The sequence below is a fragment of the Rhizobium sp. RU36D genome (genome assembly GCF_900176345.1).
Classification (GTDB): domain Bacteria; phylum Pseudomonadota; class Alphaproteobacteria; order Rhizobiales; family Rhizobiaceae; genus Allorhizobium.
This window is the reverse complement of sequence record NZ_FWXU01000022.1, coordinates 93,937-110,817: the sequence shown is the minus strand read 5'-3', so window position 1 is coordinate 110,817 and position 16,881 is coordinate 93,937. Positions and strand designations below refer to the sequence as shown.

At 58.9% G+C, this 16,881-nt stretch carries 16 protein-coding genes and 1 tRNA gene; 10 read left to right on the top strand and 7 right to left on the bottom strand.

Translation table 11 applies throughout. The features are described from left to right. The 3 genes from B9A97_RS30035 to B9A97_RS22460 all read left to right on the top strand — a co-directional run. The coding region (locus B9A97_RS30035) for a hypothetical protein (protein WP_210189721.1) at positions 1–199 on the top strand (199 nt) is incomplete at its 5' end. Then, positions 196–1,071 carry a LysR family transcriptional regulator gene (locus B9A97_RS22465; RefSeq protein ID WP_084368053.1) on the top strand — a complete coding sequence of 292 codons (876 nt, stop codon included), beginning with the start codon at positions 196–198 and terminating at the stop codon, positions 1,069–1,071. The genes B9A97_RS30035 and B9A97_RS22465, both read left to right, overlap by 4 nt. A gap of 202 nt (positions 1,072–1,273) precedes the next feature. Then, complete coding sequence (locus tag B9A97_RS22460) at positions 1,274–1,573, top strand: YjiS-like domain-containing protein (RefSeq protein WP_084368052.1); 300 nt, start codon at positions 1,274–1,276, stop codon at positions 1,571–1,573. Positions 1,574–1,605: 32 nt separating this feature from the next. Here B9A97_RS22460 and smpB read toward each other — a convergent pair whose 3' ends face one another. Then, positions 1,606–2,085: an SsrA-binding protein SmpB gene (gene smpB, locus B9A97_RS22455; RefSeq protein ID WP_084368051.1), complete on the bottom strand. Its 480-nt coding sequence runs from the start codon at positions 2,083–2,085 to the stop codon at positions 1,606–1,608. A gap of 117 nt (positions 2,086–2,202) precedes the next feature. Here smpB and B9A97_RS29885 point away from each other — a divergent pair, with 117 nt between their 5' ends. Beyond that, a complete protein-coding gene (locus B9A97_RS29885) occupies positions 2,203–2,484 on the top strand; it encodes a hypothetical protein (RefSeq protein WP_179145363.1) in 282 nt (93 codons plus the stop codon). Next, positions 2,430–3,731 carry an ImmA/IrrE family metallo-endopeptidase gene (locus B9A97_RS22450; protein ID WP_084368050.1) on the top strand — a complete coding sequence of 434 codons (1,302 nt, stop codon included), beginning with the start codon at positions 2,430–2,432 and terminating at the stop codon, positions 3,729–3,731. The genes B9A97_RS29885 and B9A97_RS22450 overlap by 55 nt, the downstream gene beginning before the upstream one ends. A gap of 64 nt (positions 3,732–3,795) precedes the next feature. Here B9A97_RS22450 and dapA read toward each other — a convergent pair whose 3' ends face one another. Further along, the gene (dapA, locus tag B9A97_RS22445; RefSeq protein ID WP_084368049.1) at positions 3,796–4,680 is read right to left on the bottom strand and encodes a 4-hydroxy-tetrahydrodipicolinate synthase; all 885 of its coding nucleotides are present in this window, start codon (positions 4,678–4,680) and stop codon (positions 3,796–3,798) included. Positions 4,681–4,899: 219 nt separating this feature from the next. On the opposite strand from dapA, the gene B9A97_RS22440 reads away from it, so the two are divergent. Both B9A97_RS22440 and B9A97_RS22435 read left to right on the top strand, forming a co-directional pair. Then, positions 4,900–6,960, top strand: a complete 2,061-nt coding sequence (locus tag B9A97_RS22440; protein ID WP_084368048.1) for a lytic transglycosylase domain-containing protein — start codon at positions 4,900–4,902, stop codon at positions 6,958–6,960. A gap of 121 nt (positions 6,961–7,081) precedes the next feature. After that, positions 7,082–7,966, top strand: a complete 885-nt coding sequence (locus B9A97_RS22435; protein ID WP_084368047.1) for an alpha/beta fold hydrolase — start codon at positions 7,082–7,084, stop codon at positions 7,964–7,966. A gap of 170 nt (positions 7,967–8,136) precedes the next feature. Here B9A97_RS22435 and B9A97_RS22430 read toward each other — a convergent pair whose 3' ends face one another. The 3 genes from B9A97_RS22430 to B9A97_RS22420 all read right to left on the bottom strand — a co-directional run bounded on the left by B9A97_RS22430 (position 8,137) and on the right by B9A97_RS22420 (position 10,827). Next, positions 8,137–9,186: a porin gene (locus tag B9A97_RS22430; protein WP_084368046.1), complete on the bottom strand. Its 1,050-nt coding sequence runs from the start codon at positions 9,184–9,186 to the stop codon at positions 8,137–8,139. A gap of 110 nt (positions 9,187–9,296) precedes the next feature. Continuing rightward, positions 9,297–10,394 carry a porin gene (locus B9A97_RS22425; RefSeq protein ID WP_084368045.1) on the bottom strand — a complete coding sequence of 366 codons (1,098 nt, stop codon included), beginning with the start codon at positions 10,392–10,394 and terminating at the stop codon, positions 9,297–9,299. A 342-nt stretch (positions 10,395–10,736) separates the two neighbouring features. Then, positions 10,737–10,827: transfer RNA gene (locus B9A97_RS22420), tRNA-Ser, on the bottom strand. A 639-nt stretch (positions 10,828–11,466) separates the two neighbouring features. On the opposite strand from B9A97_RS22420, the gene B9A97_RS22415 reads away from it, so the two are divergent. From B9A97_RS22415 to B9A97_RS22405, 3 genes are all read left to right on the top strand, one after another. Then, complete coding sequence (locus B9A97_RS22415) at positions 11,467–12,495, top strand: porin (protein ID WP_084368044.1); 1,029 nt, start codon at positions 11,467–11,469, stop codon at positions 12,493–12,495. A gap of 96 nt (positions 12,496–12,591) precedes the next feature. Next, entirely contained in the window at positions 12,592–13,647 is a 1,056-nt protein-coding gene (locus tag B9A97_RS22410) for a porin (RefSeq protein WP_084368043.1), read from the top strand. Between the two features lie 389 nt (positions 13,648–14,036). Beyond that, positions 14,037–14,996, top strand: a complete 960-nt coding sequence (locus B9A97_RS22405) for a tyrosine-type recombinase/integrase (RefSeq protein WP_244564320.1) — start codon at positions 14,037–14,039, stop codon at positions 14,994–14,996. Here the strand turns inward: B9A97_RS22405 and B9A97_RS22400 are convergent. Beyond that, on the bottom strand, positions 14,977–16,194 hold the full coding sequence (locus B9A97_RS22400; protein WP_084368041.1) for an NAD(P)/FAD-dependent oxidoreductase: 1,218 nt from the start codon (positions 16,192–16,194) through the stop codon (positions 14,977–14,979). The genes B9A97_RS22405 and B9A97_RS22400 overlap by 20 nt on opposite strands. A gap of 195 nt (positions 16,195–16,389) precedes the next feature. Then, positions 16,390–16,830 (bottom strand): glyoxalase superfamily protein, encoded by a 441-nt coding sequence (locus B9A97_RS22395; RefSeq protein WP_084368040.1) that lies wholly within the window; start codon positions 16,828–16,830, stop codon positions 16,390–16,392. Positions 16,831–16,881: the final 51 nt, after the last annotated feature.

Here is a 16,881-nt window from a genome sequence, read left to right as displayed (position 1 = left end):
TGGGTCGCGCTACACCTGGATTGATGAAACTTCTCATCCCGTCACGTTCGATGCGCAAGAGTGCTTGATAAAGGTGCTGCCGGGACACCGCTTACGGATCAGTGCCGTTTCCTTCACACTGGAATTGCCTGCAACAGCATTTAAGCCTCTGATATCGTTGAGTGTAGGCGCAAGAATGAACGGAGCGTTTCAGTTATGAAAGACGAGAACTGGGATGACTTGCGGCTCTTCCTCGCCGTGGCCCGGGAGGGTGGCCTGGTCGGGGCTGCGGAGAAGACCGGCATCAGCGCGCCGACGATCGGCCGCCGCATGCTGGCGCTGGAGCGGGCAACTGGTCACCATCTTTTCCTCCGGCACAGCAAGGGATATTCGCTGGCCGCGGATGGAGAGGTCCTGCTGGCGCATGTCCGCGCCATGGCCGCGCAGGCGTCGTTCATCCGCCAATGGAACGAGAATGGATACTGCCTGCCGATCGTTTCCCTGGCCTGCGATGGCTGGCTGGCGATGTTCCTGGCCCGCCATCTCGGGGACATCTGGAGCAAGGAAGATACATTCCGGCTCTGCCTGAAATCCACGGAGACAGGAGTCGATCTCGTCTTTCGCGAGGCGGAAATCGCCTTGACGCGACAGCGACCGGAAGCGGGCAACCTCGCTGCGCGGCAGTCTGTGCACATGGCCTTTGCCGCCTATGCGACGGAGAGGGTCGCGGCGGAACGGGAGGAACGCTGGGTGTCGATTGGGCGTGAACAAGCGTCCACCTCAGCCGATCGATGGATATCCAACCAGCCCGACAAGTGGATCAGCGTCTGGACGACAACGACGCCCACGCTGCTTGAGCTTGCCAAGGCGGGAGCAGGCCGCGTGATCCTTCCCTGCGTGATCGGCGATGGTGAGGCCGACCTCGTGCGAATCGGCAGACCTATAGATGCGCTGGCGGTCGATCTGTGGATCGCCATGCATGACGACGACCGCAATCGCAGCGAAGTGCGCATCGTAATCGATCGCCTGGCGACACTGCTCAAGCGTCACGCAAACCTGTTTGACGGCAGCTTGCGGGCGGCGGCCGAATGACGCGAATCGTCATAAGGGACGGTGATGAATTGCATTCCAAACATTCACTGGACTGATCGGGCCTTCAAAGGCATCTTCCGTCCGCAACCCTGAGCCGCCGTTTCGTTTCGGTTCACCCGTCAACTCCCAAACCATCGCCCTGTTTCTGCGCCCCTTTGGGGACGCGGACAGTCTTTTTCGTGCCACTGGAAAGGATCAACTCATGCGCACGACAGACAGTACCTCCGCCCTCGCCCCCTCGCCCGCGAGAACGCCGCTGCGCAACACGCCGATGGCGCTGCTGTGCAAGACCGCAACTGTCTGCCGTGGACTGATCTTCCACCGTCGCCGCAATAGCCTGCATAGTCTCAGCGAACGGCAATTGCGCGATATCGGCTTGACGATCGACATGCTCGACCACGACATCGTCGTGGTTGGCGAGACGGAGCAGGTCAGGATCAGTCGCCGATCGCAAGCGTTTCCGTCGGTGCTTCTTCTGTTGCTGTCGCGCGGGGGTGCCTAGGCACCCCAATCCGATTACAGGACAGGAAGGTATCAGCCGCCGGTCTTGAGCAGTCGGGACTTCTGGCGGTTCCAGTCGCGTTCCTTCTCGCTCTCACGCTTGTCATGGAGCTTCTTGCCCTTGGCGAGCGCGAGTTCGAGTTTGGCCCTGCCCTTTTCGTTGAAATAGATCTTCAACGGCACAAGAGTCATGCCCTCGCGATTGATCGAGGCGCGCAGACGGTTGATTTCCCGTTTCGACAACAGCAGCTTGCGCCGCCGGCGCGGCTCGTGGTTGAAACGGTTGGCCTGCAGATATTCCGGCAGATGCGAATTGATCAGCCAGATTTCCTCGCCCTCATCCGAAGCGTAGGATTCCGCGATATTGGCCTTGCCCTCGCGCAACGACTTTACCTCGGTGCCGGTCAGAACCAGACCGGCCTCGTAGGTATCGACGATCTCATAATTGAACCGGGCCTTGCGGTTTTCCGCGACCACCTTATTCACTGTGCGCTGGCTGCCTTTGGGGGCCATAATCTCAATCCGTTTCGCCCGGGATTTTGTCGTTTACCGCCAGCGCCCGGGCGGGCGTTGCGGTTATGACAGATATGTAATGGAGGATGGGGGGGAAATAAAGGTGGGGGCGGCCCTGTGAGTTTGCGCTGCTCATCGATCAAGAACGCGCACCCAACACAACGTGCGGATCACACGTTTGAAGCCGCTGAGCGTAAAGCACATGGGAAAAAACTTGCAGGCCGGATGAGTGGAATGCGCATCATTCTTGGCAAGAATAATTGTCAGATTGGCCCATTAGAAGTAGAAAAAAAGGAAAAAATGGCAGATCATCGCGCTGGAACCGCTATTGGTGAGGAGGAAGCGTGCATTCCACTGCTAAAGGCAACAGCCTTGAGGACGCGCTTGTCGAATATTTGACAGAGCAGCAGGAGCGTGGAGACTTGGTAAATGGCGCTCACCCGCCTAGTCTTTGTAAAATCCGCAAAAAGGCCAAGTACCCCTGCCCCGACAGAAAGAAGCCCGTCGAGTTCGATGTCGTCATTGAAGTCTGTCGCGAAAGCAGAAAATCACCTTATCTTTATGTGGTTTTCGAGTGCAAGAACTACAAGTCAGGCGTTCCAGAAGAGCGAGTTAGGGTATTCTCAGATCAGATTAGAAGTGTCTTCGGCCATTCAGTAAAGGGAATTCTTGTTGTGTCATCACGGCTGCAGTCAGGAGCCGAAATGATCGCAAGGAGCCGCTCAATGGGAATTCTCAAGTTTAGCGACACCGGCGCGGATATAGTGTTGGATCGCCGTGGCGGCACGGATGTCGAAAGCGCCTTTCTGAGATCTCAGATTCTTGCGGATCAACAACACATAAGGTCCTTGAAATTCTCAGCATGCTTTGATGGGATTTTTTTCTGCAATATCGATCAAATGCTGGAGTATTTTAATCGCCCATCCATGGCTGGTGCGACACGCCCGTCCTCTGGATCGTCAACACCGCACATGTCGCTAGATGACATTAGGGCGTTTGCGACTGATATTGTGGAAGGGATTGAGTACAGGGATGGCCCTGTCGATTTAGAGAAAATCTGCGACTTGATGGAGCTAAAGCTAAAACTCAGCAAAAAAGTCGTATTTGATGAAGACGGCAAATTTCTACTGGGCTCGGCAAATTTCGAACGGAACGAGATTGAAGTAAACCTTCACCAAAACAAGTTCCGCGAACGCTTCACCATTGCCCATGAAATCGGCCACTTCTGTCTAGGGCATGGAAGTTATCTTCGGTCAGAGACCGTTGTAGAGCAAGACTTATTGATGGATAGAGAAAAGCCAGACACCTTCAATCTGACGCGCCTGGAAGTGCAGGCAAATCTCTTCGCGGCTGAACTGCTTTTTCCCAATAAGATTTTTCAGATTGCCGTGTCCGTCGCCTGCGATAGACATGACATGATAGATATCGGTTTCGGTCGCATATATGTCGACGACAACGATTGGAACTACAAACGCTATAACTTGATGATTTCCGAACTGTCGGAGTATTTTCTAGCGTCAAAGAAAGCGACGGAAATTAGATTGCAGCGACTCGGACTTGTCAATGACCAGCGTCGCTTTGGAAAATCTTCTGGCGCGGTGTCATTGGGAGAAGTATTTTCGCGGATCGACATCGATACGCATTGAGTGACCTTAGGGGCTCCCCCCAAACCGGCAAAGCCGGCGTCTCCGCCGGCCTCGCCTCATCCCCTCAGTTCAACAGCCCGGCATGCTTCAGCGCCGCATCGATGGCGGCTTCGGTCGCCGGCTCCAGCATCGGCAGCAGGGGCAGACGCACAGTGCGGCTCATGCGGCCGAGCTTCGACAGTGCATATTTGACGCCGCAAAGGCCAGGCTCCATGAAAATCGCCTTGTGCAGCGGCATGAGGCGATCCTGATAGTCGAGCGCCTTGGCATAGTCGCCGGCGCGGGTTGCCGCCTGGAATTCCGCACAGAGCTTGGGGGCCGCATTGGCCGTGACCGAGATGCAGCCGACACCGCCATGGGCATTGAAGCCAAGTGCCGTCGCGTCCTCGCCCGAGAGCTGCACGAAATCCTTGCCGCAGGTGATGCGCTGCTCGGATACGCGCTCGAGCTTGCCGGTCGCATCCTTGACGCCGATGATGTTCTTGTGCGCCTTGACCAGCGCACCCATCGTCTCCGGGCTCATATCGATCACCGAGCGCGGCGGGATGTTGTAGATGACGATCGGCAGGCTGACGGCTTCGGCAATCGCGCTGTAGTGAGCTATCAGGCCCTTCTGCGTCGGCTTGTTGTAGTAAGGCGTGACGACGAGCAGGGCATCCGCGCCGGCCCTCTCGGCATGCTGGGCAAGCTCGATCGCTTCGCGGGTGTTGTTGGAGCCCGCACCGGCGATCACCGGTACCCGCTTGGCGGCCACTTCGATGCACAGTTCCACCACGCGTTTGTGCTCAGCATGGGAAAGCGTCGGCGATTCACCCGTGGTACCGACCGGCACGAGACCGGTGCTACCCTCGGTGATCTGCCATTCCACGTGAGCGGCAAAGGCGGCCTCGTCGACAGCACCCGTGTCTGTGAAGGGCGTGACGAGTGCGGGAATGGATCCCTGGAACATGCAATAGACTCCTCACGGCCGGCTTTCATGCTTCGGCCGCATTCCTCGGTTACGAACCTGCGCAGCTTAGAGCGCCTGCTCTCCCGCGACAAGCGCGCAGGCGCTGCTTTTACGGCAGATTTCCGGATCGTAAAAGAGCGAAATTGCAGGGTAATGGTAAGCTTTCGTTCATATAAACAGTTCCAAATGTAAGGATCTAGGGTCTAGTCGGGGATGAGGATGAACCGGTCGGTATTGCTTGCTGCAGCACTGGGCATCGGCATGGCGGGGCTGACGCTCGCGCTGGCGCAACAAACCCGGGCAGAGCTTGCCCTGCCCTTTGCCAGGCCCGAAAATCCGAAGGCAACGGCGTTTCCCAACACAGGGCACACGGCCGCAATACCGCGCATGGGCCGGCTTCCCGCCGCCAACACCGAACTGAAGCTTGGTCTCGACGCGATCTCCAACAAGGACGGTGCTGCGGCCCTGGCAGTCCGCAACCGCATGGCCGATGGACTGGACCGGCACATCCTGACGTGGTCTATTGCCATGTCGGGCCTCTCCAGCATTCCCTCCGGCGAGATTGCCTCAGCGCAGAGGCAGTTGCAGACCTGGCCGGGGACGAAGGCATTCCGGGCGAATTACGAGCGCGCGCTTGCGCGGGAAAACCCGCCGGCCCGCGACCTGATCAAGGCACTTGGCGCGGACACGCCTGAGACGCCGCAAGGCGCCATGGCTCTCGCGCGTGCGCTGGTGTCCGAAGGCAATCCGGAAGACGCGCGCAAGGTGCTGAATGCCTTCTGGCGCAACGAGCCGCTCGACAAGTCGATCGAAGACAAGATGCTCGCGGATTTCGGGTCGCTGCTGACAGTGGCCGACCACAAGGCGCGCATGGACTATCTGCTCTATCGCGGGCGGGTGAGCCAGGCAAAGCGGTTTTCGACCCTTGGCGAGGCACAATCTTTGTTCAATGCCTGGAGTGCGGTCATCAACCGCTCCTCCACGGCTGACGCCCAGATCCGGAAGGTCGATGCCCGCTGGGCCAGCGATCCGGCTTTGCTGTATATCCGCATCGAAAATCTCCGCCGCCAGGAGAAGTATGCGGAAGCGGCGAAACTGCTGGCGCAGATGCCGCGCGAGCCCTCCAAGCTGAGCGATACGACGGAGTGGTGGAACGAGCAGCGAATCATCGCGCGGGGGCTGGCCGATCGCGGCGACTTCAAGGGCGCCTATGCCATCGTGTCACGACATGTCGCGAACGACCCGACCGACATCGTCGACGCGGAATTTCACGCGGGATGGTATGCGCTGCGGGCGCTGAAAGACCCCAAGACCGCATCTGTGCACTTCAACCGCATTCTCTCCGTATCACAGCGACCGCTGTCCGTGTCGCGGGCCAATTACTGGTTGGGACGCGCGGCCGAAGTCGCAAAATCGCCTGATGCAACGAGTTTCTTTGCCAAGGCGGCGGCGCATCCCAGCACCTTCTATGGTCAATTGGCATCGGCACGGCTGAAGCAACCGCCCCGGGAGATCGCTTATCCTAGCCCGACGGCCGAGGATCGCAGGCGCTTTGCTACGCGCGAGGCGGTCCAGGCCATCGCCCGATACGAAGCCTCCGGGCATGGCTGGCGGGCCGCGTCTCTTTTCCGTGCCCTTGCGCAGGATCTCGACAGTCCCGGCGAACTCGCCTTGCTTGCGGCTCGAGCCGAGCGTAGCGGGGATCATGAATTGTCGCTCCAGATCGGCAAGACGGCCTATGGGCGCGGCGTGGATGTGCCGGCCCTTGCCTTCCCGATCGGCGTCATTCCGGCCAGCGCCGACATTGCCGGTTCCGGCAAGGCCCTTGCCTATGCGATCGCGCGGCAGGAAAGCTCCTTCAATCCCGCGGCAGTCTCACCTGCCAATGCCAAAGGACTGCTGCAGATCCTCCCAACCACCGCAAAGGGCGTGGCCGGGCGGCATGGCCTTGCCTTCTATCCGGAGAAGCTGACGACCGATGCAGGCTATAATGCCACGCTGGGCGCGCACTATCTCGGGGAGCAGATCGATAGCTTCGGCGGCTCCTACATCATGACGTTCATCGCCTATAATGCCGGGCCGAAGCGGGTGCCGGAATGGATTGCCAGATACGGCAATCCACAGGGAAAGCCCATTGATGAGGTGGTCGACTGGATCGAGCGCATTCCGTTTCCCGAGACGCGCAATTACGTCCAGCGCGTGATGGAAAACTACCAGATCTACAAGGCGCGGCTGGGGGGCAAGCCCGATATCGAGAACGACCTGCGCTTCGGACGTTGAATGTATTGGGTTCGAAGAAACCTGCGTCGCGCGATCCGGAACTTAGCACGGCGTGGTCCCGCATAGGCTTGCCATGCGGCCGCTTCATGCTGCAGATAGCAGGTGATCCCGGAGGCAGACCATGGCAGACTTTAGCGAACGCGGCTTCACCGAGCACTTCTATCAGGCGCCTGATGGTCTGACGCTCTATGCCCGCATCTACGGGGACACGAACCCAGGCGTTCCGGTCGTCTGCCTTCCAGGGCTGACGCGCAATTCCCGCGACTTTCATCGCCTGGCTCTGATGCTGTCGCAGCAGGCAACCCCGCCGCGGCGCGTGATATGCCTGGATTATCGAGGGCGCGGACGGTCGGAGCGTGATCCGGACCCGTCACACTATAACCTTATCGTGGAAGCCGGCGACGTGATTGCAGCCTGCGCACGGTTTGGTGCGGAGCCTGCGCATTTCATCGGCACCTCGCGCGGCGGCCTCACTTTGCATCTGCTCGGTCAGATGAAACCTGAATTGCTCAAGAGCGTGGTCCTCAACGATATCGGTCCTGTACTCGGGGTTGAAGGGCTTCGGCATATCAAGGCATATCTCTCCGCGTCCGATCTTCCGCAAAACTGGCAGGACGCCGCGCGGCGGCTGGCAGCGGTGCATGCCACGGCCTTTCACATCCTGCAGGAAGAGGATTGGCAAGAAATGGCGGACGCCCTCTATCGCGAGGATAACGGCGCAATTATCGCCGATTTCGATCCCGCCATTGCCGAACCCTTCAAGACCATGGATCTGACCGGCGACGTGCCTGACCTCTGGCCGCAGTTCGAAACACTGCGAGACGTTCCGGTGCTCGTGATCCGGGGCGAGAACTCAAAATTGCTGTCTGAAGAGACTGTGGCCGAAATGAGCGCACGCCACCCCGACCTTCAAGGTCTTGTTGCAAAGGGCCAGGGCCATGCCCCGCTGCTGCATGTTGGTGGCCTGGATGGCGCAATCGAGATGTTTCTCCACCGGTTGCCATAGACACGAGCGATAACAGGCCTTCTCTCAAGTAGCAGGCCGAGTGACGCCCCTCTGACTTGAAACGCCGCGGCACCGCGCTTTGCCGCCAAATCAGACCGGTTCTTCATACGGCTGAAACGACAAAGCCCGGCACATGGCCGGGCTTTGCGTAGAAGTGTGTGTGCGAGCGATTAGAAATCGCGCTGCAGACGGAACCAGCCACCAACAGATTCGTCAACGATCGAGTCGGTGTACTGAACGTTGAGCTTGGCGGTCAGGCCGCTGACGACCTGATATTCAAACAAAACGCCGGCGCGCCATGCATCAGTGTTGCCGAAGCCGGTACCAGCAGCGTTGAGCAGGTTGCCGCCATAGGCATAGCCCGGGATAATGGTGAGCTTGTCAGTCGCCTTGACCGAGTACGAAGCAGCCACAGACCACTCAGCTTCCTTACCGTATACGTTAACACCAGTGGCATAATAACCACCGAGGTTAAGCGTGCCCGGGCCGATAGCAGCGGTGGCGATAGCACGAATGGTACCATCTTCAGCTTCGACGTCATAACCGCCAAGCAGAGCCAGCGTTACACCGCCGAGGGACGCAGACACCTGCGATTCGATACCGACGTTGTGATAACCGTTGCGATAACCAAGAATGCCTCGGGTCATCGAATGCTCGATTTCATCGAGGAATACGCCAACGGTGAATGCGTCAGACGTGTATTCGTAACCGATCGAAGTGAAGCGGTCCTGAGACTTCAGATCGTCCGACTCACCGGCAATGCCTGCATCCCAATACGAATAAAATACACCAGCCTTCAGACCACCGAGAGAGAGATAGGCTTCGTCAACGTAAAAAGCGTTGGTATCGTCGTAGGAAATGTCACCTTCCAGGCCGATGACAGACGTCAATGCACCGAGTTCAGTGTCAGTCTTGGCAGTTGCCGTCAGGTAAGCCTGAGTCTGCAGGTCCCAAGCATCGTTCTGAAGCGGAGCACCCGGCTGGTAAATTCCGACGCCGTTGATTTCTTCGCCAAATTCAACCTGGAAACGGACATAGCCACCGATCTTCAGGCAGGTTTCGCTGCCGGGGATGTAGAAATAGCCAGCGCCGAATGCGTCGCAAACGCGAACGTATTCCATGGGCTCCGGCTCGGCGGCGACGATTGCGTCGGCGGCCTGTGCGCCGGAAACAGCAGCGAGAGCTGCTGCTGAACCAAGAAGAAGGCTCTTGATGTTCATTATGACCTCCAAAGGTGTCTAAACGGTGGAACTAACACACACATTAAAAGAAGGGGTCCTGCAGACATTCACCACAGGACCCCGTATTCCAGGCTAGCTAGACGCTAGACTTAGAACGAGCGCTGCAGGCGGAACCAGCCGTTTACGCCATCAGCCGAGTCCTGGTACTGAACGTTTACGAGAGCGTTCAGGCCGGTAACGACCTGGTAGTCGAACAGTACGCCAGCCTTCCAGTCGTCAGTACCGGTGAATGCGGTCTTGTTGGCGTTAGCTGCGTTCCAGGAGTACTGGTAGCCGGGGGTGATGGTCAGCTTGTCGGTTGCCTTCAGAGCGTACGAAGCAGACAGAGCCCATTCGAACTCGTTGCCGTAAGCGTTGATGCCGGTCGAGTAGTAACCACCGACGTTCAGCGTGCCCGGGCCGATAGCAGCCGTTGCGATAGCGCGGATCGCACCATCTTCAACTTCTACGTCATAACCACCGAGCAGGGCGATGGATACTGCGCCGAGGGTAGCGGAAGCCTGAGCTTCGATACCGACGTTGTGGTAGCCGTTACGATAGCCGCGGGTGCCGCGGGTCATCGAGTGCTCGATTTCGTCGAGGAATACGCCAACCTTGAAGGCGTCAGCGGTGTACTCGTAACCGATCGAAGCGTTCTTCGCGACGGAAGCGAGGTCGTCGGTTTCGCCGGCCAGACCAGCATCCCAGTACGTGTTGAACCAACCAGCCTTCAGGCCGCCGAGCTGCAGGTAAGCCTGGTTAACACCGAAGGTGTTGTCGCCGCTTGCCGTGTCGTCAACCGACTGCGAGCCCTGGATTTCGATGTAGGACGTCAGAGCGCCGAGCTCGGTGTCGGTCTTGGCGGTGAACTGGATGTTGCCGCGGGTCCACAGGTCCCACTCGTCGCGCTGCGTTGCAGCAGCAGCAGCCGTCAGCGAAGAGTTCGCGGTGTTTGCACCGGCATTGTATACGCCGCCCTGAACGCCGCGCGAAGAACGACCGAAATCAACCTGGAAACGAACGTAGCCGTTGATCTTCAGGCAGGTTTCCGAGCCGGGGATGTAGAAGTAGCCAGCGCCGAAAGCGTCGCAAACGCGAACGTATTCCATGGGCTCGGGCTCAGCGGCGACGATTGCGTCGGCAGCCTGTGCGCCGGAAACAGCAGCGAGAGCTGCTGCGGAGCCGATGAGAAGGCTCTTGATGTTCATATTGACCTCCAGTCAAGTTAGAACTCAAGAAGCCTCTATTTTCGGCGAAAAATGATAGTATTTTCAGTATCTTGATTGGCATCAGTTCGCGGCGTCCGACGCAGCCTGGTGCGAGGAGCGCTTGTCCGAAAGCGATCGCGGCGTGGCTGGTGGGCGGGGGCGACGAGACGCCTGGGCCCTGCACGGAATATCGTGACCTACCGACCGGGCCTTGATTCACGACTCGGGTTGTGACCCACGCCCCGATTGCGCCGACGCACGGTCGCGATCGATAGCCGATCACATCAAGCTGATTTTCTGATGATTGTTTTGGGAGAGCCGCCGCTAGAAAGCGCTGGGTAATGGCGGAGAGGAAGGGATTCGAACCCTCGATACGCTTTTGACGTATACTCCCTTAGCAGGGGAGCGCCTTCGACCACTCGGCCACCTCTCCGGTGCGGCCTGATTATGTCCTTGAAATGTGGAATGCAAGGATTTTTCGCAAGGATCCCAAAAATCCCACGAGGATGATCCAATATATAGGTGTCATCCATGATCCTCACGCCCGTCGTCCTGGCCACACGGCAAAATTATATCTGTCGTACGTACCTGCGATTCCCAGCCGACGATTCGCATCGCTCCGCCGCGCGATTCTCATCCCCAGCCTCTCCAGTTCGTCATGCGTCCCGAAAAGGAACACTTCCGTTTTATAAAGTCCGTGCCCGAGGAAGGCCGGATCTGTGCCGGAAAACCCCGTCGAATCGGGCTTTGTGAGGCATATCAGTGGGGTGCTAGGCTCTGCGTCGTCTGGCGTAAGTGTCGCATAAAAAAGGACTTTCTTAATGGGAGGTAAAGAAAATGCCCACTGCGGGTCGGCGACTTGTGGCGTTTGAGCAACAGGCTTCGGGGAAGGGTGAACGGATTCATTCCTTTCTATGGTTTGGTGATTGCATGACGGACGGCGTTTTGTATTTTCAATCTCGGAAGCGAGGCGGTGGATCGTCCGTCTTCTACAACCGACGGGGATGGGGCAGGGAATGCTGTCCTTCAGCCAAAAAACCCAGACCCTTATGAAACTTGACTGGAGGTCAATATGAACATCAAGAGCCTTCTCATTGGCTCCGCAGCAGCCCTCGCTGCTGTTTCTGGCGCACAGGCTGCCGACGCAATCGTCGCCGCTGAGCCCGAGCCCATGGAATACGTTCGCGTTTGCGACGCTTTCGGCACCGGCTACTTCTATATCCCCGGCACCGAAACATGCCTCAAGATCGGCGGTTATGTTCGTTTCCAGGTTGACTGGTCGAGCGTAGAGCGTGCCGGCGATGACTTCGACTGGAACGCCCGCACCCGCGGCCTGGTATCCTTCGACGCCAAGAGCGATACGGAACTCGGCACGCTGGGCTCCAAGATCGTTGTGCGCACCTGGGCAGAAAGCGACTCGGCTGCCAGCTCGCTGGAAATCGACGAAGCCTACCTGACCCTCGGCGGCTTCAAGGCTGGTTACGCCTATAACTACTGGGATGCCGGCCTGTCTGGCGAAACCGACGAACTCGGCTCGAACCGCCTGAACACGATCGGTTACGAGTATTCGGCCAACGCCTTCAAGTTCGGCGCCTACCTCGACGAACTGACCAAGACCCAGTCGGGCGGCCTGACGGCTCCTTACGCAGGCAACGACAACCTCGGCATCGAAGCTCAGCTTTCTGGCAGCTTCGGCCCGATCACGGCAGCCCTGCTCGGCGGCTATGACATCGCTGAAGAAGACGGTGCTGTCCGCGCTATCCTGACCGCCGACATCGGCCCGGGCAAGCTCGGCGTCGCCGGCATCTACTCCAGCGGCCGCAACGCCTACTACGATCAGGCCGAGTGGACCATCGCTGCAGAATATGCTGCGAAGATCACCGACAAGCTGTCGATCACCCCTGGCTTCCAGTACTGGGACACGATCTCGCTCAACAGCCGCGGCGACTTCGTTGGCGACCTGAACGCCTGGAAGGCCGGCGTTACCCTGGATTACCTCCTCGTAACCGGCCTGAACGCCAAGGTCAGCGTTCAGTATAAGGACGTCGACCGTTCGCCGGAAACCTGGTCGGGCTACTTCCGCCTGCAGCGCAGCTTCTAATTCCAAGCTTACGCCAATGTGCGGTCCGGATCACTCCGGGCCGCACAGCACCTTTACGGCATTGACCAAAGTGCAACGTCACTGGGGAAAACCAAGATGAACATCAATCGCCTCCTGCTTTCTTCCGCTGCAGCCCTGCTGGCAGCGACAAGCGCACAAGCGGCCGACGCAATCGTCGCCGCAGAACCCGAGCCCATGGAATATGTTCGCGTCTGCGACGCTTTCGGTCCTGGCTATTTCTACATTCCGGGCAGCGAGACCTGCCTCAAGATCGGTGGCTATGTCCGCTTCCAGGTTGACTGGGACAGCGTCAATCGTGCCGGCGAGGATTTCGACTGGAACGCCCGCACCCGCGGCAAGATCACCTTCGACGCCCGTACGGATACCGAACTCGGCACGCTGGGCTCCACCATCGCGGTTCGCGGCTGGGGAGAAAACGATTCGGCAGCCGGCGCTGTTGAACTGGACGAAGCCTATCTGACGATCGGCGGCCTGAAGGCCGGCTACGGCTACAACTACTGGGACAACGACCTCTCGGGCGAAACAGACGACATCGGCTCCAACCGCGTCAACATGATCGGCTACGAGTATTCGGCTGACGCCTTCAAGGTCGGCGTATTCGTCGATGAACTGACCAAGTTCTACACCGACTGGCGCCTGGCCAACGGTGCCGCTTACCGTCCGACCGCCTATTCCGGCAACGACAATGTCGGTATCGAAGCCCAGGTTTCGGCAACCTTCGGTCCCGCGACCATTGCTGTCCTCGGCGGTTACGACATCGCAGCTGAAAACGGTGCGGTTCGCGCGATCGCGACCGCGCAGCTTGGCCCAGGCACGCTCGGCCTCGCCGCGATCTACTCCTCCGGCGCCAATGCCTACTATGACGTGTCTGAATGGACGCTCGCCGGTGAATACGCAATCGCAGTCACTGAAAAGCTGAAGCTGACCCCCGGTGCGCAGTACTGGTGGAACTATGGCGCTGTCGCCGCCAATGGCGACTTTATCGGCGATGCCGAAGCCTGGAAGGCTGGTCTGACGGTCGATTACGCCATCACCGCCGGCCTGACGAGCAAGGTCAGCGTCCAGTACCTCGACGCCGACAACACGCCCGAGACCTGGTCTGGCTTCTTCCGCCTTCAGCGCGATTTCTAAGATCTAGGGTGTTCCAAATCGGGACAGCGGCCCGGCTCCATCAGGAACCGGGCCGCAAGCTTCGACAGACGGCAAGACGACTCCTCGCTGCGGCGCCCATTTGCATGCTGCGTTGCATTTAGAAACTTTTTCGTTTCTAAACATTTATTTCGGATACGGATCCGTTTTTTATCGTTGACACCACGTATTACTTGGATTAGGATAACTAATACTGAGTAATTACAGAGGTTCACGGCAACGATACTTTGTTTTCACAAATACAACCTAGAATTAAATTGAGTAAACTCGAATTTGATTCTTGATTTTATCACGGAATGACGTCTATGTTCTCTGCCTATCAGGCGAGCGGATATCCGTGCGCCCTGCATGCAGGGGAATTAGTTGTGAGTATTCAGGTTTCTCAGGTCCTTTCGAGCGCTTTGGGCAAGGCTTCACGGTCGCCGGTTGGCTATGATGTGAACTACCAGTACTCGCTGTCCGGCCCGATCGGGTTGGTGAAAAGAACGTCGCTCCGTCAGCTCTTCGAGCGCTATGGCGACATCCTCTGGATGCCCGGCAGTCACAAATACAACGTCACGAACTTCATCGGGGAATTGCACGAGCTGCTCCCTGAACCTGACTTCTCGGCCTTCAGCGAAGAAATGCTCGACGACCTCGTCGGCAAGTTGCGCAAGCGCGGTAACAGCAATGCCACGATCAATCGTAAGATCGCTGCGTTGCGCAAACTGCTGCGGAAGGCACAAAAGATGGGCGATCTGGTCAGCCTGCCTGAATTTAAGCGACAGAAGGAAAAGGCAGGACGCATTCGTTTCCTGGAGCCGAACGAAGAGGAATTGATCTTTTCCGATCTCAAGGCCATGTCACCGGCCTATTATCGGCTCTCGGTCTTCCTCGTGGATACGGGCGCGCGCCTGAACGAAGCACTGGGACTGCGCTGGAACGACGTCAACAGCCGTCGCGCAACCTTCTGGGTGACGAAGTCGGGACGGAGCCGGTCCGTGCCGCTCACCAAGCGCGCCTCGGAAGCCGTGTTCGGCGGCGATCGCCGGCTGTCCGGGCCCTTTGCCGATATCACCGAATACAAGTACCGTGCCGCCTGGAACATGGTGAAGGAGCAGGTCGGTCTTGGGGCAGACAAGGACGTGGTTCCGCACGTGCTGCGCCATACCTGCGCGTCACGGCTCGTTCAGGGGGGCATCGACATCCGACGCGTGCAGATGTGGCTAGGCCACCAGACGCTGTCCATGACAATGCGCTATGCACATCTGGCGTCCCATGACCTTGAAATGTGCGTGCCAGTGCTGGAGCGGATGGCGGAAGTCGCTCCGCCTATGCCAGAAACTGCTTGAGGTCGGCGGCAGGGTCGGCAAGCACCGACTTGTCCGGGCTGCGGCCCAGTTCCAAAAGCTTCTTGCCGGTCACATAAGCCTTGGCGTCGTTGAGGGCATCGACCGCGATCATCTCATCCGCGCGGAAATACCAGACCGACATCGCCCCTTCCCGCTGACCGGGACGCACCAGCGTCTCGTCATAGCCGAGATTGAAGCCAGCAATCTGTAGCTTCACGTCATATTGGTCCGACCAGAACCAGGGCTTCGGCTCATAGGGTTCGTTGCCGCCGGCCATCACAGCGGCAGCGGCCTCCGCCTGGTCGACCGCGTTCTGAACGGATTCGAGCCTGACCTGCTGGCCTTTGAACGGCAGTTGCGTGCAATCGCCCATGGCAAAGACCTGCGGATCGCTGGTGCGCACGAACTGGTCGACGACAATACCATTGCCGGTCTTGATGCCGGCTGCCTCGGCCAGCGCGTCATTCGCGGTTACGCCAATGCCGACGATGACAAGATCGACGTCCAGGGTTGTGCCATCGGCGAGTTCGGCGGCCACGACACGGCCATCCTTGCCGATCAATTGCTTGAGGCCCGTCTTCTCGCGGATATCCACGCCGAGGGATTGGTGGATGGCTCTGATGGCGTCGGAGGTTTCCTTGGCCGCGACGCGCTGCAGGATCCGGTCGGCCATCTCGATGAGGGTGACCTCAAGGCCGAGATGCCGTGCGACGGCCGCCGCCTCAAGCCCGATATAGCCGCCGCCGATGATCAGCAGCCGGCGACCGGGTTGCATCTCCTCGGCCAGACGATCGGCATCGCGCTTGTCGCGCACCACATAGACGCCACCCAGATCGCCGCCGAGAGCGGCCGGCAGCCTGCGGGGCGTGGAACCGGTCGCGATGGCCAGGGTATCATAGCCATGGGTCACACCATCCTGGGTGCGGACATGGCCGGCTTTCCTGTCGATCTCCTCGACCCAGTTCGACAGCCTGATATCGACGCCGTTGTCGGCGAACCAATTGTCCGGGCGAAATAGCAGGCGGTCGAAGCTCATCTCTCCCAGCAGATACTTCTTGGACAGCGGCGGACGCTGGTAGGGCAGCACATCCTCGGAGCCGAGGATCGTGATCGCCCTCATATCTTTCAGAGCGCGCAGCTTGGCGGCCAGCGCAAAACCCGCCTGCCCCGCGCCGATGATCACCAGCCTGCCTGTCACCTGAATACTCCTGCTGAAAACACCTGAATCAACTGACGCCACAGCACGCGGATTCTATGGCAGGACCATGGCGTAGTCCGGCATATAGCGAGCGTCAAGGCAGACAACAGGTCGCGGGCCACAGAACAAAAGAGGCCGAGGCATTTGGCCCCGGCCCCTCTGTCGATACATGTCTCGTCCCCGGACGCCGCGGCACTACAGATCAAGTTCAATCTGCGGCTTGCCGTTGGAGGTCCGCTGCGGCGAGACACCCTTGCCGTCGATCGTCCCGGTCACCCGCTTGCGGAAGGCCGAGAAGCTGTCGAAGGTGACGACATCAACCGCTTCATCAAAATGCATGGTGATGCGGTAGTAGCTGCTGTCGGAAAGCCGCGACAGCGCCAGCACCGTGCCGATAAAGGGCTGTCCGAGATAACGGCCGGTCACGACCGCGCCCACGGCGATGGGAGGCAGTTCCGCATTGTCGCTGCGGGCCGCCTTGGCGGCGATTGTGTTCCAGTCGCGCGCGCCGTGGCTCTTGGCCACCATTTCCAGCGCGGCGCTATGGGTCAGGGGTGTTCCCGCGGCGCCCAATGCGTCGCGCAGGCGTTTTGCCTGGGATTTCAGTTCGTCAACAGTCAGTGTGGCCATGGTCATGGCGTGCCTCTTTCTCAAGGGCATGCGAATTCGAACAAGGGGGCCCGCATT

Excerpts from the sequence above, each read along its gene's own strand:
- B9A97_RS22430 (WP_084368046.1), bottom strand. The coding sequence starts at position 9,186 with ATGAACATCAAGAGCCTTCTTCTTGGTTCAGCAGCAGCTCTCGCTGCT.
- B9A97_RS22465 (WP_084368053.1), top strand. The coding sequence starts at position 196 with ATGAAAGACGAGAACTGGGATGACTTGCGGCTCTTCCTCGCCGTGGCC.
- B9A97_RS22415 (WP_084368044.1), top strand. The coding sequence starts at position 11,467 with ATGAACATCAAGAGCCTTCTCATTGGCTCCGCAGCAGCCCTCGCTGCT.
- B9A97_RS22440 (WP_084368048.1), top strand. The coding sequence starts at position 4,900 with ATGAACCGGTCGGTATTGCTTGCTGCAGCACTGGGCATCGGCATGGCG.
- B9A97_RS22435 (WP_084368047.1), top strand. The coding sequence starts at position 7,082 with ATGGCAGACTTTAGCGAACGCGGCTTCACCGAGCACTTCTATCAGGCG.
- B9A97_RS22460 (WP_084368052.1), top strand. The coding sequence starts at position 1,274 with ATGCGCACGACAGACAGTACCTCCGCCCTCGCCCCCTCGCCCGCGAGA.
- B9A97_RS22425 (WP_084368045.1), bottom strand. The coding sequence starts at position 10,394 with ATGAACATCAAGAGCCTTCTCATCGGCTCCGCAGCAGCTCTCGCTGCT.
- dapA (WP_084368049.1), bottom strand. The coding sequence starts at position 4,680 with ATGTTCCAGGGATCCATTCCCGCACTCGTCACGCCCTTCACAGACACG.
- B9A97_RS22410 (WP_084368043.1), top strand. The coding sequence starts at position 12,592 with ATGAACATCAATCGCCTCCTGCTTTCTTCCGCTGCAGCCCTGCTGGCA.
- B9A97_RS22395 (WP_084368040.1), bottom strand. The coding sequence starts at position 16,830 with ATGACCATGGCCACACTGACTGTTGACGAACTGAAATCCCAGGCAAAA.
- smpB (WP_084368051.1), bottom strand. The coding sequence starts at position 2,085 with ATGGCCCCCAAAGGCAGCCAGCGCACAGTGAATAAGGTGGTCGCGGAA.